This window comes from Pseudomonas sp. GW821-FHT02H06, from assembly GCF_059421525.1.
In genome coordinates this window covers 165,697-178,770 of record NZ_JBWKVD010000008.1, presented here as the reverse complement: position 1 = coordinate 178,770, position 13,074 = coordinate 165,697, and the positions used below count along the sequence as shown (strand labels likewise).

15 protein-coding genes are annotated in these 13,074 nt (G+C 60.0%); 6 read left to right on the top strand and 9 right to left on the bottom strand.

The window, feature by feature from the left end:
• Positions 1-366, top strand: coding sequence for a hypothetical protein (locus AC07VF_RS15265; RefSeq protein WP_244655994.1), 366 nt, complete (start codon positions 1-3; stop codon positions 364-366).
• Between the two features lie 66 nt (positions 367-432).
• Positions 433-765 (top strand): hypothetical protein, encoded by a 333-nt coding sequence (locus AC07VF_RS15260; protein ID WP_244655993.1) that lies wholly within the window; start codon positions 433-435, stop codon positions 763-765.
• A gap of 50 nt (positions 766-815) precedes the next feature.
• On the opposite strand, the gene AC07VF_RS15255 is transcribed toward AC07VF_RS15260, so the two are convergent.
• The 9 genes from AC07VF_RS15255 to exaC all read right to left on the bottom strand — a co-directional run bounded on the left by AC07VF_RS15255 (position 816) and on the right by exaC (position 7,963).
• The gene (locus tag AC07VF_RS15255) at positions 816-1,256 is read right to left on the bottom strand and encodes an HIT family protein (RefSeq protein ID WP_192173778.1); all 441 of its coding nucleotides are present in this window, start codon (positions 1,254-1,256) and stop codon (positions 816-818) included.
• Entirely contained in the window at positions 1,253-2,104 is an 852-nt protein-coding gene (locus AC07VF_RS15250) for a macro domain-containing protein (protein ID WP_423573253.1), read from the bottom strand. The genes AC07VF_RS15255 and AC07VF_RS15250 overlap by 4 nt, the downstream gene beginning before the upstream one ends.
• Positions 2,104-2,613, bottom strand: coding sequence for a TIR domain-containing protein (locus AC07VF_RS15245; protein WP_495009172.1), 510 nt, complete (start codon positions 2,611-2,613; stop codon positions 2,104-2,106). Before AC07VF_RS15245 ends, AC07VF_RS15250 begins: the two co-directional genes overlap by 1 nt.
• Positions 2,614-2,733: 120 nt before the next feature.
• Positions 2,734-2,976 carry a hypothetical protein gene (locus tag AC07VF_RS15240; RefSeq protein WP_192173776.1) on the bottom strand — a complete coding sequence of 81 codons (243 nt, stop codon included), beginning with the start codon at positions 2,974-2,976 and terminating at the stop codon, positions 2,734-2,736.
• Entirely contained in the window at positions 2,973-3,707 is a 735-nt protein-coding gene (locus AC07VF_RS15235; protein ID WP_282372805.1) for a S24 family peptidase, read from the bottom strand. The genes AC07VF_RS15240 and AC07VF_RS15235 overlap by 4 nt, the downstream gene beginning before the upstream one ends.
• A 440-nt stretch (positions 3,708-4,147) precedes the next feature.
• Entirely contained in the window at positions 4,148-4,675 is a 528-nt protein-coding gene (gene ppa / locus AC07VF_RS15230; protein WP_062384817.1) for an inorganic diphosphatase, read from the bottom strand.
• 107 nt (positions 4,676-4,782) lie between these two features.
• Positions 4,783-5,601 (bottom strand): M90 family metallopeptidase, encoded by an 819-nt coding sequence (locus tag AC07VF_RS15225; RefSeq protein ID WP_495009173.1) that lies wholly within the window; start codon positions 5,599-5,601, stop codon positions 4,783-4,785.
• A 4-nt stretch (positions 5,602-5,605) separates the two neighbouring features.
• Positions 5,606-6,253, bottom strand: coding sequence for a DedA family protein (locus tag AC07VF_RS15220; RefSeq protein WP_495009174.1), 648 nt, complete (start codon positions 6,251-6,253; stop codon positions 5,606-5,608).
• A gap of 189 nt (positions 6,254-6,442) precedes the next feature.
• Positions 6,443-7,963, bottom strand: a complete 1,521-nt coding sequence (gene exaC / locus AC07VF_RS15215; protein ID WP_495009175.1) for an acetaldehyde dehydrogenase ExaC — start codon at positions 7,961-7,963, stop codon at positions 6,443-6,445.
• 313 nt (positions 7,964-8,276) lie between these two features.
• Here exaC and AC07VF_RS15210 point away from each other — a divergent pair, with 313 nt between their 5' ends.
• From AC07VF_RS15210 to AC07VF_RS15195, 4 genes are all read left to right on the top strand, one after another.
• Complete coding sequence (locus AC07VF_RS15210; protein WP_495009176.1) at positions 8,277-10,181, top strand: sigma-54-dependent Fis family transcriptional regulator; 1,905 nt, start codon at positions 8,277-8,279, stop codon at positions 10,179-10,181.
• 358 nt (positions 10,182-10,539) lie between these two features.
• Positions 10,540-11,889: a UDP-N-acetylmuramate:L-alanyl-gamma-D-glutamyl-meso-diaminopimelate ligase gene (mpl, locus tag AC07VF_RS15205; protein WP_495009177.1), complete on the top strand. Its 1,350-nt coding sequence runs from the start codon at positions 10,540-10,542 to the stop codon at positions 11,887-11,889.
• Complete coding sequence (gene ubiX / locus AC07VF_RS15200; protein WP_065988388.1) at positions 11,886-12,515, top strand: flavin prenyltransferase UbiX; 630 nt, start codon at positions 11,886-11,888, stop codon at positions 12,513-12,515. The genes mpl and ubiX overlap by 4 nt, the downstream gene beginning before the upstream one ends.
• Positions 12,508-12,795: a YceK/YidQ family lipoprotein gene (locus tag AC07VF_RS15195; protein ID WP_122536988.1), complete on the top strand. Its 288-nt coding sequence runs from the start codon at positions 12,508-12,510 to the stop codon at positions 12,793-12,795. The genes ubiX and AC07VF_RS15195 overlap by 8 nt, the downstream gene beginning before the upstream one ends.
• Positions 12,796-13,074 lie beyond the last annotated feature (279 nt).

Genomic DNA, 13,074 nt, shown 5'->3' with positions numbered 1-13,074 from the left:
TTGAGCAAATACATGCACTTGCACAGCTTTATGTATGAAGTAGGCGAAGGTGTCGGCGAATTCCTGTCGGATGAGGAGAAGCAGGAATTCAAGCCGCTGACCTTGCCCGAGATTGTCAAAAAGTCATTCGGTAATGGCGGGGTATTGAGTTTGATTCATGCCTTGGTTTTGAGGCGACAAATAAAGCTTTATATAAGAAACCATATGACCGCAGACGGTTTAGCGTATGTATACCCCCCGTTTGGCCAGGAAACGTCGTTCGCAGAAGATTATTTTGAGGGTGATCTTTATGATTTCTTGTCGAGCGTTTTGGTCTTGCTGGATGCCGAAATCAAGGTTAGACGACAAAGGTTTTTCCGCTTCTAATCGTGCCGTTCAATGTAATTTAGGCTTCTAAGGCTGGACATGCGATACGCATATATACATGGATTCATGTTCTCCGTCGGTGATGCAGTAGGCGAGTTTCTAACCGAAGAAGAAAAGGGAGAGTTCGAACCCCTCACGCTTCCCCAGATAGTCAAGGAATGCATCGGCTATGGGTTTCTGGATCTGCTGCATGCAATCCTCTTTAAACGAGAAATGAAGACCTACATCCGAAGGAATATGACGACCGAAGGTTTGCAGTACGTCGATCCGCCTTTTGGTCAAGACACCTCCTTCGCCGAAGATTACTTCGAAGGCGACCTGTATGTATTCCTGACCACCGTATCCGCATTGCTCGACAGCGAAATTAAAATCCGAAGGAAAAAGCTTTTCGGATTCTGATTGGGAGACGGCGCAGGGTTGTTCGAAAGCGACTAGCGCACCGGCCACACCTATCTCGCCTCCAGCAACCGCCGCGCAATCTCATCCGTCTCCATCAGCGATATCTCCGTCACCTCACCAAACTCCGTCCCCCCGCCCGGCAACGTCCCCGCCACATGAAAGTGCACGTGCCCGATCGCCTGGCCTGCCGGCACGCCGTTGTTCTGCCAAACCGCAATCCCTGCTCTCGCATACGCCTTTTCAATAAGCCTCGCCGCATTACGCACTTCGACCGCCACCGCCGCCACTTCCTCGTCGGTCATTTCCAGCAACGAGGGCACGTGCCGCTGTGGCAGCACCAGCAAGTGCGGATGGCCCCGTTGTTCTCGAGTCACGAAAGTCGCGGTGTGTGTGGTGCAGGAGAGGATGGTGTAGGGCCGTTTACCCTTCAGGTACGCGCAGAACGCGCAGTCGGGATTGTCCGGCAGATCGAGGCTGGTTTCCGGGTTCATGAGGACCTCAGCGATGAAAGAAAGGACTGCAGCTCCAGCCGGTCAAGTTTTCGGTAGTCGTCGGGGCGGACGACGATGCGCAGTTCGTCGCAGACCTTCGAGTTGCGGGAGGCGAACATGAACGAGAGCAGGGTGAAGCGAATGGCGTCCTGGGCGGGGAGCACGCTGGACAGTCGCGCCTGTCCGCCGCCGATCACCGGGATCGAGATCGTCCCGCCGTTGCCGCGTCGGGACACTTCGGCCCACAGCGCGAGCAAGCCTTTCCACACTTTGTCCGGCGTGGAGCGCGCGACGTTCTGGGCGTCCATTTCGCAATAGGCGAGGAAGAAGATCAGCCGGTGCGCGTGCTTGAGCGTCGCGATGGTGCCGACACCGTATTGCACGTGTTTGCCTGGCTTGTTGAGCGTGCCGATAGAGGGCGTGTTGACCAACGCATCGTCCAGATGACGATCAAGCTCCTTGAGGTCGCCGCCGTAAAGCACCTGCAGCGCCTGGCCCTGCAGGCTGGAGGTGGCAATGATGTTCGGCGTTTCCGTGTCGAAGGTGTCGTTGGTGCCAATCACCAAATGGCCGTCCTCCTTGAGAAGGTCGCCGGGCACGATGGTGATTCGCGTTTTCGGTGCGTTGTACTCCTCGGCAATCGGGCGCGGCCAGGCTTTGAACAGCGCGGCGGAAACTGACACCACGATGATCCCGATCAGGATGCCAAACCCTTCCATCGCATGGCTGCCGGGGTAAATGACGTTGAAGGTCTGCATGATCGTCGACAGCCCGCCGACGCAGGCGAACAACGCCACCAGAAAGTGGCGCCAGAAGCGCCACGTCTGCATGTCCTGAAGAATGATCATCACAGGCTCAGCTCGTTGTAGATTCTGCTGACATATCGATGGGGGCCCTGCATCTCGCTCTTCGCGTAGCCCTCGACGTAGTAGTCCAGCGCGTACTGAATGATTTTTGGCTGGAAGGATACGGACACGTTGAAGTGCTTTTGATCGATGAGCGGTTGGGGGATGTTGTCCGTGACGATGTTTCTGCTTTGGCAGAGATTGGCGATAACGATCGGAAGATCGAGTTCGAGAATCACCTCGATTTCATAGGCAAGAAACGAATCCCCGTCACCGCCTTTGCGTCGGCCATCTTCGCTGCCCAGAAAAATGACTTGCTTGGTGTTATTGAGGCGTTCGCGCAGTCGGCGTTTGATGGTCTCTGGCGAACTGCTGTCCCGTGCTTCGAACAAGTCATGGGCATTGAAAAAGTCGAAGTCGATTTTCTCGTTCTGCTTCCAGGCTTTCATCAGCCAGTAATGCTTGATGTCTTCACTGGCGAACGCGATGTAGGTTTTGTTGCGATAACTCATGATGAACTTCCTGTATTGGAACGAAGGAGGTTGTCCGCTTCGTTGATTAAGGCGCTCAGTCCATTGATTGCCGATTGACGCGCGCGCGGAGGCGCCGCGTGGGTTAGCGGTGCGCCGTATTCATGGGAAGTTAAAAAGCCGGCTTGTGGCCGGCTTCTCGGTGACGGGTTTGATTAGTTTTTGGCTAACCGCACCCGTCCGCAAAAGTGCGCGCTGCAAGGAGGCGCTTGTCAGGTAGACCGGGCAGGTCACGGAGACGGTGCCAGGTCGATCACCCATCGGCGTGTGGCCGACGGGTGCTGAAACGAAGGCGTGCAGGATACCCATGTTGCTGGCATCTGCCCAGTTCTGAAACACGCTCATTGCGCGCCTCGCCCCAACGTTGCCGGGTGGCGGCGGTTATTGAGGGTCGACCACCAAAAGATCCACCCCAGAATATGAATGTGCTGAGCCTGAACCTGTTCGGCGCTGAAGATCTCGTCCGGGTATTCGGCGCAATTGTGGCTGCGCAGGCGCAAACCGCCGCCCGGCAGGCGATACAGGTATTTCACCCGCAGCATGCCGTCGTGTTCGAGGGCGTACATTTCGCCATCGATGATCTGCACGCGTCCGCGATCAATGCCGATCAGCGAACCGTCCTGAATTTTGTCCGCCATGCTGTTGCCGACCATTGCCACACAAATGGCGTTGTGCAGCTCCACGTCCATGGTTTCAAGCACACGCCGGGACAGGCGCACTTTGTGGTTGTGGATTTCGCCCACCGCAGTCCGGCCTGAGCTTTGCGTTTCCAGTTCGGTGTAGACCGGCATTTCCAGTTCTTCGCGGGCGCTTCGCTCGGCCCGGGACGGTTGAGTGTCTGGCTGCTGGGCAATTGAGCGGTCTTGTCCGGGGTGCTTCGGGCCCTCGCCGCTGCGCAGCCAACGCGCGTTGACGCTCAGCAGTTCAGCGACTTCCTCAATACGCGCCATGGGGATGCCGCGCTTGAACCAGTTGTTCACGTGTTGGGGCGTAACTTTTCGGTTGGCGGCAAAGTCCGTCGCGGAGAGATGGCACTCTCGCAAAAGGCCGCGCAGTCGATCACCTGATGTATTCATGGGCCGAAGTTTACGGCGGGTTGAAGCTCGTTTAAATGAACGAAGTGTTCAAATGAGCACGCCGTCATGCCTGGGCGTGAATGTAAGGATTACAACGTTCGGCTGTTTTTGTAGGCCGATTCATTCACTGTTTTCTTTTGCATCAACAATGGCTGAAGCCGATGTCATTATCGGTCTTAGGCCATTAGCGAACGCAAAGGCCTGCCTAAAGCGGTCGCCAGGGAAGTTTGAATCAAGCGGTGTTGCTCAAATAAGAAATTCTAACGGCGCAATTAAACACGCTGTGTGTGGAAGGCGAGTTTTAAACATTCGTGTAAGGGCGGAGGGCGAAAAAAAGCGGGATGTATGGGGGAGGGGTGTTCAAAAAGCAGGAGGCGGGGACGTGCAGGTAAAGCGTGGCCCCGTCGAAGCGGCGAACGCTTCGGCGGGGCACAACCGGATCAGCCCTTGTAGGCCGCTACCGATTTGGTGATCGCTTCGCGAGCGGCGTCAGCGCCAGCCCAGCCTTCGATCTTCACCCATTTGCCTTTTTCGAGGTCTTTGTAGTTCGCGAAGAAGTGCTCGATCTGCTGGATCAGCAGCGGTGGCAGATCGGTGTATTCCTTCACGTCCACGTACAGCTGGGACAGCTTGTCGTGCGGGACTGCGATGACTTTGGCATCGCCGCCGCCGTCGTCGGTCATGTTCAGCACGCCGACCGGACGGGCGCGAATCACGGAACCCGGAGCCACCGGATAAGGCGTCACAACCAGCACGTCGAGGGGGTCACCGTCGTCAGCCAGGGTGTTAGGGATGAAACCGTAGTTGGCCGGGTAGAACATCGGGGTGGCCATGAAACGGTCAACGAAAAGGCAGTCGCTTTCTTTGTCGATCTCGTACTTGATCGGCGCGTGGTTGGCCGGGATCTCGATTGCGACGTAGATGTCATTCGGCAGGTCTTTACCGGCCGGAATCTTGCTGTAGCTCATTGGGCTTTGCCCCCTTGGTTGACCATTCAGAATCTGGCATGCAACGCCAAAAAGTGGCCCGGATTATAGGCACATTCCCGGAGCGTTGCCATGCGTGACGGCAGGCTTCAGGCGTCGTGTTGAGCCTGATAGACCGGGTTGTCGCGCTGAAGTGCCGTCAGCCGCGCCAACGGGTCCTGCCGATAGAACGCTTTCAGTTGCCCGTAGACGGCGGGATAGGCCTCGACGAGCAAATCCGGGGCGCTGAAGAAGTATTCGCTGATGACCGCGAAAAATTCAGCGGGGTTTTCCGCAGCGTAGGGGTCGATGGCGTTCTCGGCGTCCGGGTCGGCGTCGAGTTGCCGATTGAGATCGTCGTATGCGCTCTGCATGGCGCTGGCCCAGTCACTGACGCGCATGTCGGGGTGCAGCGGCGGCAGGCCGTTCGCTTCGCCGTTGAGCATGTCCAGCTTGTGCGCCAGTTCGTGGATCACCAGGTTGTAGGCTTCCCATCCTCCGCTCGTCAGCACACCCGGCCAGGCCAGAATCACCGGGCCCTGGGACCACGCCTCTCCGCTGTGCTCGCCGTCCCATTCGTGTTCGATGCCGCTGGCATCGCGATGGCGTTGCGGGCTGATGAAATCGTCGCCGTAAAGGATGATTTCGTGAAAACCCTGATACCAGTTCAGATCGCCCAGGGCGAGCAACGGCAGCTGCGCCTGAGCAGCCAGGAACAGCCGCGATTCGTCATCCAGCTCGACGCCTTCCAGCGCCGTCAGGTGTTTGGCTCGCAGAAACAGCACGCAACTGTCGAGCAGGTAGCGGTCTTCTTCGGCGCTCAGCCCGTCGAGGATCGGCAGGCGCTGGCGTACGCGCTCCCACAGTTGCGGATCGACCGGATGGCGCGCCAGCGTGCGCCGTTTGCGCCATTCCCGGAACGACCACATGGGCTCAGCGCGCCTCGGCGGAGCGACCTGCGCGGCTGCGGATCAGACCGATGATCATCGGCAGCAGCGAGATCAGGATGATCGCCAGCACCAGCAGCGTCAGGTTCTTCTTGATGAACGGGATGTTGCCGAAGAAGAAGCCCAGGGTGACCAGCCCGCAGACCCACAGCACCGACCCCAGTACGCTGAAGCCGAGAAAGCGCAGGTAAGGCATGCGGCCAAGACCAGCCACGAAGGGGGCGAAGGTGCGGATGATCGGCAGGAAGCGCGCGAGGGTGACGGTTTTACCGCCGTGGCGACCGTAGAATTCCTGGGTTTTGGTCAGGTAATCGCGACGGAAGATTTTCGAATTCGGATTGCTGAACAGCTTGTCGCCGGCCGTGCGGCCGATGATGTAGTTAGTGCTGTCGCCGAGAATCGCCGCTGCCATCAGCAGGCAGGCCAGCAACACCGGGTCCATGCCGCCACCGGCCGCCACGGCGCCCGCGATGAACAGCAGCGAATCGCCGGGCAGGAAAGGCATGACCACAAGGCCGGTTTCACAAAAGATCACCAGGAACAGAATCGCGTAAACCCAGGTGCCGTATTGGGTCACAAGCAGGTCGAGGTAAACGTCGAGGTGAAGAATCAGATCAAGCGGATTGAAATCCATGTAGGCACCTGGTTTTGAGACCCGATCCGGGTCGTGCGGGGCGAAGAGGGGAAATGTGCGCGGCAGTATAAAGGCATGCAGCAGCGATGTCCGCTGACACGCTGCCGCGCCTGCACCTTCAATCGCCGGTATCCGCGAATAAAAAACGGCCTCCGAAGAGGCCGTTGCTTGTCGCCCGATTACGCTAAATCAAAAGAAGCCCAGCGGATTGATGTCGTAGCTCACCAGCAGATTTTTCGTCTGCTGATAGTGCTCGAGCGCGACCTTGTGGGTTTCGCGGCCGACGCCGGATTTCTTGTAACCGCCGAACGCCGCATGGGCCGGGTACAAGTGATAGCAGTTGGTCCACACGCGACCGGCCTTGATCGCCCGGCCTACGCGATAGGCGCGATTGATGTCGCGGGTCCAGACCCCGGCACCCAGGCCGAACTCGGTGTCATTGGCAATGGCCAGGGCTTCCGCTTCGTCCTTGAAAGTGGTCACGCTGACCACCGGGCCGAAGATTTCTTCCTGGAAGACGCGCATCTTGTTGTTGCCTTTCAGCAGCGTCGGCTGGATGTAATAACCAGTCGCCAGCGAGCCTTCGAGCTTCTCGACCTTGCCGCCGGTCAGCAATTCGGCGCCTTCGCCCTGGGCGATTTCGAGGTACGAGAGAATCTTGTCGAATTGCTGCTGCGACGCCTGGGCGCCGACCATAGTGTCGGTGTCCAGCGGATCGCCGCGCTGGATCTTCAGGATCTTCTTCATCACCACTTCCATGAACTGCGGGTAGATCGACTCCTGAACCAGGCAGCGGGACGGGCAGGTGCAGACTTCGCCCTGGTTGAAGAACGCCAGCACCACGCCTTCAGCGGCTTTGTCGATGAATTCCGGCTCGGCCTGCATGATGTCTTCGAAGAAGATGTTCGGCGACTTGCCGCCCAGCTCCACAGTGGACGGGATGATGCTGTCGGCGGCCAGTTTCATGATGTGCGAACCCACCGGCGTCGAACCGGTGAAGGCGATCTTGGCGATGCGTTTGCTGCTGGCCAGGGCTTCACCCGCTTCGCGGCCATAACCCTGCACGACGTTGAGCACGCCTTTGGGCAACAGATCGCCGATCAGCTCCATCAGCACGGTAATGCCCAGCGGCGTTTGCTCGGCCGGCTTGAGGACGATGCAGTTACCGGCGGCGAGGGCGGGCGCAAGTTTCCAGGCGGCCATCAGCAGTGGGAAGTTCCACGGGATGATCTGCCCGACCACGCCCAGCGGCTCGTGAATGTGATACGCCACGGTGTTGCCGTCGATCTCCGCAGCCGAGCCTTCCTGGGCACGCAGCACGCCGGCGAAATAACGGAAGTGATCGACGGCGAGGGGGATGTCTGCGTTGAGGGTTTCGCGCACGGCTTTGCCGTTGTCCCAGGTCTCGGTGACCGCCAGCAATTCCAGATTCTGTTCGATGCGGTCAGCGATTTTCAGCAGGGTCAGCGAGCGTTCCTGCACCGAGGTTTTGCCCCACGCATCGGCCGCGGCATGGGCGGCGTCGAGGGCCTTGTCGATGTCTTCGGCGGTGGAACGAGGGAATGTTGCGATCAGCTTGCCGGTGATCGGCGAGGTGTTTTCAAAGTATTGGCCTTTGACCGGCGGCACGAATTCGCCACCGATGTAATTGCCGTACTGGGTCTTGAAGGTGACGATTGAGCCTTCAGTACCGGGGTGGGCGTAACGCATGGTGAATATCTCCTTGCTCTTGTGATTGTCTGGGGATAACGCGTTGCGGCGTATGAGTCGGTCGCATGGCTAGAGCGTAGAGCAAAGCGCGGGCCACTGCCGTCTTGTGCCCGGTTTTACGGGGCCTTTGTGGATGGATCGTCTGGTCCTGGCCGAGTGGTGTATCAACGGCGGGGCGGATGGAGTGACACTTTGTACCCTTTGCGTGACAACTCAGCAGCCCCGCCTTTCGCAGCATTGCATTGAATCCGGGCGAGGAGGATGCTGAGTCGCAAATCCTCCGCAGAGCCCCGGCTCAGGATGAAGAATAAAAATGCACAGCAATCACCTGACGCGCCACGCCGAACAAGTGCTGACCGTTACCCAGGGCAAAACACCCCATCACCTTGCCACCGACCCTTCCATTGCCCGTTCATGGTTGCGGTGTCTGGAGGACTATCACCTCGACCCCGCGCAAGCCATGGCGCCGACCGTGCTTGAGCACGCGCGGGTGCTGGAAAGTCGCGAGCAGTTGCAGCAGGTGCTGACCATCGCCGGCGACGAGATGAACAGCCTGCACCGTCAGCTTGCCGGCGGCAGCGCGGTGCTGCTGACCGATGCCCGCGGGATCATCCTCAACTGCGTGACCGAGCCAGGCGATCGACGGATTTTCGAGCGCGCCGGTTTGTGGCTGGGCGCCGACTGGAGCGAGGCGCGGGAGGGCACCAATGGCATCGGCACCTGCCTGGTCGAGCGTCAGTCGGTGACGATCCATCGTGACGAACATTTTCGGGGGCGCCACACCGGACTGACCTGTTCGGCGAGCCCGGTGTTCGATCCCCATGGCGATCTGCTTGCGGTGCTGGACGTGTCGTCGGCCCGTCACGACGTGTCCCGGCAGAGCCAGTTTCACACCATGGCGCTGGTGAATCTGTCAGCGAAGATGATCGAAAGCAGTTATTTCCTGCGCCATTTCAATGACCAGTGGCTGCTGCGTTTTCACCTTCAGGCCGGCGCGGTTGGTCTGTTCAGCGAAGGGCTGCTGGCGTTTGATGGCGAAGGTCGCGTCAGTGCGCTGAACCAGAGCGCGCTGAATCTGCTCGGCTTGAGCCGTGACGAACGGGTCGGGCAGGGCGTGGAGTCTTTGTTTGACTGCTCGCTGGACGAGCTGCTGAGCCGCGGTTCGCCGGACGCCGCCGCCAGTTGGCCGCTGCGCACGCGGGACGGGCGGGGATTCTTCGCCGTGCTCCGTGGGCAATCCCGCGCCGAGCTGAAGGGCCTTGCTACGCCGATGGTCAGCAAGTTGGCGGTGCCGCTCGCCTCAAGTGATATCTGCCTGGGCGATGCGTCGCTGCAGGCTGATTTCCGTCGCGCGCTGAAGGTGTTCGAGCGTGACGTGCCCTTGCTGATCAACGGTGAAACGGGCTCTGGCAAGGAGGCGTTTGCCAAGGCAGTGCATCAGGCGAGTCAGCGCTCCACCAAGCCATTCGTGGCGCTGAACTGCGCGGCCATTCCGGAAAGCCTGATCGAGAGCGAGCTGTTCGGGTATCGCGGCGGCAGCTTTACCGGCGCGCGTAAAGAAGGCATGCGCGGCAAGCTGCAACAGGCCGATGGCGGCACGTTGTTTCTGGATGAGATCGGCGACATGCCGGTGGCCTTGCAGACCCGTTTACTGCGAGTGCTGGAAGACCGGCTGGTGGTGCCCATTGGTGGCGAGCCGCAAGCAGTGGATGTACGACTGATCAGTGCGACCCACCGGAATCTGCTGGAGCGGGTGGAGGACGGCAGCTTTCGTGAGGATTTGTTTTATCGGCTCAACGGGCTGGAAATCGCTTTGCCGCCATTGAGAGAGCGGAGTGATAAGGCGCAGTTGCTGGAGTTGTTGTTGAAACAGGAGGCGGGCGGGCTTTCGATTGAGCTTGAAGCGAAGACGAGGCAAGCGCTGCTCGACTTCAACTGGCCCGGCAACGTGCGGCAGATGCGCAACGTGCTGCGTACGCTGGCGGCGCTGTGTGATGAAGGGCGAGTTGGTTTTGATGATCTGCCGGTGGCGATTCGGCGGGGGAGTGTGCAGACGATGCCCGATGAGGCCCATTCGCCCCTGGATGACGCCGAACGCGCAGCGCTCATCTCCACCCTGGAAACCCAGCGCTGGCACATGACTCACGCCGCCCGGGAGCTGGGGGTGAGCCGGAATACGCTGTACAGAAAGCTGCGCAAGCATGGGATTAATCGCTAAGGACCCTCGGTGGATGAAGCCGGTGTGAGTTCCCTCGATGCTACGGCGTGGCACCTGACGCCTTCCCGGCTAAAGCCGGTCCCACTAGGGCGTCGCGTTCAGCCAGTAGGACCGGCTTTAGCCGGGAAGAGGCCAGTGTGGGCACCATCAATTCTGCAATGTGCACGCGGTCTTTTAGTGGGACCGGCTTCAGCCGGGAAGAGGCCGGTGTGATCGCCATCAGTTCTGCGGCGTAGCGCCCGACGCCGTCCCGGCTAAAGCCGGTCCTACCATGGCGTTCACTCGCTCTCGGTAATTCCCCCGTGCGCATCCACTGCCTTCTACGCTAACCTGCGGCCCATGTTCTAAGAGGTCGGTCATGCACATTCATATTCTGGGTATCTGCGGCACGTTCATGGGTTCGCTGGCGGTGCTCGCCAAGGATCTGGGCCATAAAGTCACCGGCTCCGATGCCAACGTCTACCCGCCGATGAGCACACAGCTCGAAGCGCAGGGCATTCAGTTGATGCAGGGTTACGACCCTTCGCACCTTGAACCGGCACCGGATCTGGTGGTGGTCGGCAACGCCATGTCGCGCGGCAATCCCGCGGTCGAATATGTCCTGAACAAGGGCCTGCCTTACGTTTCCGGGCCGCAGTGGCTGGCCGATCACGTCCTTCGCGGTCGCTGGGTGCTCGCCGTTGCAGGCACCCACGGCAAAACCACCACCAGCAGCATGCTCGCCTGGGTGCTGGAACACGCCGGCATGGCACCGGGCTTCCTGATCGGCGGCGTACCGCAGAACTTCGATGTCTCGGCGCGTCTCGGTGATACGCCGTTCTTCGTCGTCGAGGCGGATGAATACGACAGCGCCTTCTTCGACAAGCGCTCCAAGTTCGTCCATTACGGGCCGCGCACCGCCATCCTCAACAACCTGGAATTCGATCACGCCGACATCTTCCCTGATCTCCCGGCCATTGAACGGCAGTTCCACCACCTCGTGCGCACCATCCCGAGCGAAGGCCTTGTTATTCACCCGACCACCGAGCCCGCGCTTGAGCGCGTGATTCAAATGGGCTGCTGGACGCCGGTGCAAACCACGGGCGAGGGCGGTCAATGGCAGGCGAACCTGCTCAGCGATGACGGCTCAACATTCGAAGTGCTGTTTGAAGGTGCGGTCCAGGGCGTCGTCGATTGGGGCATGACCGGCCAGCACAACGTGGCGAATGCCTTGGCGACCCTCGCCGCTGCCCGCCACGTGGGCGTCGTGCCGCAGCAGGGCGTTGAAGCGCTGAGTGCGTTCAAGAGCGTGAAGCGGCGCATGGAAAAGGTCGCCGACGTGCGCGGCATCACCATCTACGACGACTTCGCCCACCACCCGACCGCCATCGCCACCACGCTGGACGGTCTGCGCAAGAAGGTCGGCGATGCGCCGATCATCGCCATCGTCGAGCCGCGGTCCAACTCCATGAAGCTCGGCGCCCACCGCGACGGTCTGCCGGAAAGCGTTGTTCAAGCTGATCAGGTGGTCTGGTATGCGCCGGCCAATCTGGGTTGGGATCTGGCGGGAACAGCGGCCCAGTGCACCATTCCATCGTTGGTCTGCGACAGCCTCGACGGCATCATTGATCTGGTGAAAAACCAGGCTCAGCCCGGCACCCACGTGGTCATCATGAGCAACGGCGGCTTCGGCGGCCTGCATGGCAAACTCGCGGAGGCTCTGAAATGAGCGGCCCGGAACGCATCACCCTGGCGATGACCGGCGCGTCCGGCGCGCAATACGGCCTGCGCCTGCTGGACTGCCTGGTGCGCGAAGACCGCGAAGTGCATTTCCTCATCTCCAAGGCCGCGCAGTTGGTCATGGCCACGGAAACCGACGTCAACCTGCCGCCCAAGCCGCAGATGATGCAGGCGTTCCTAAACGAATACACCGGCGCGACCGCGGGCCAGATTCGGGTGTACGGCAAGGAAGACTGGATGTCGCCGGTGGCGTCCGGTTCCGGTTCGCCGAGTGCGATGGTCGTGGTGCCGTGTTCGACCGGGACGTTGTCGGCAATCGCCACGGGCGCCTGCAACAACCTGATCGAGCGCGCCGCAGACGTGACGTTGAAGGAGCGTCGGCAGTTGATTCTGGTGCCCCGCGAGGCGCCGTTCTCCAGCATTCATCTGGAGAACATGCTCAAGCTGTCGAACATGGGCGCGGTGATTCTGCCGGCGTCGCCCGGTTTCTATCACCAGCCGCAGACGATCGACGATCTGGTGGATTTCGTCGTGGCGCGGATTCTCAACCTGCTTAACATCCCGCAGGACATGCTGCCCCGTTGGGGCGAGCATCACTTTGGCGCTGATGAATAAGCTCGTCGTCATTGCCTTGGGCCTGTTGCTGACCACAGGCTGCTCGACCGTGCGCACCCTCGACGCCAACCAGCCCGGCGCGCCAGTCGTGTACGCCGGGACGCGACTGGATCTGTACGCCATCGAAGGCGGCTGCTGTGAGAAGGACCGCTTCGGCACCGAGGCGCCGAAATACCCGATGCTCGACCTGCCCGGCAGCGCGCTGCTCGACACGCTGCTGCTCCCGCTGTCGATCCTGACCGCGCTGGGTGTGGGGTTTCAGGCTACTGGCGGGATGTAACTCAGAACGGCGATCCCTGTAGGAGTGAGCTTGCTCGCGAAAGCGGTCTATGTCCTGTAGGAGATACGTCGGAAGTGATGGCCTCTTCGCGAGCAAGCTCACTCCTACAATATGCTGCGGTGTCCGGGCCGAATGCATTCCATGTGGTAGCGAGCTTGCTCGCGGCGGTCTATGTCCTGTCGGAGATACGTCGGATGTGATGGCCTCTTCGCGAGCAAGCTCACTCCTACAATATGCTGCGGTGTCCGGCCGAATGAATTCCATGTAGGAGTGAGCTTG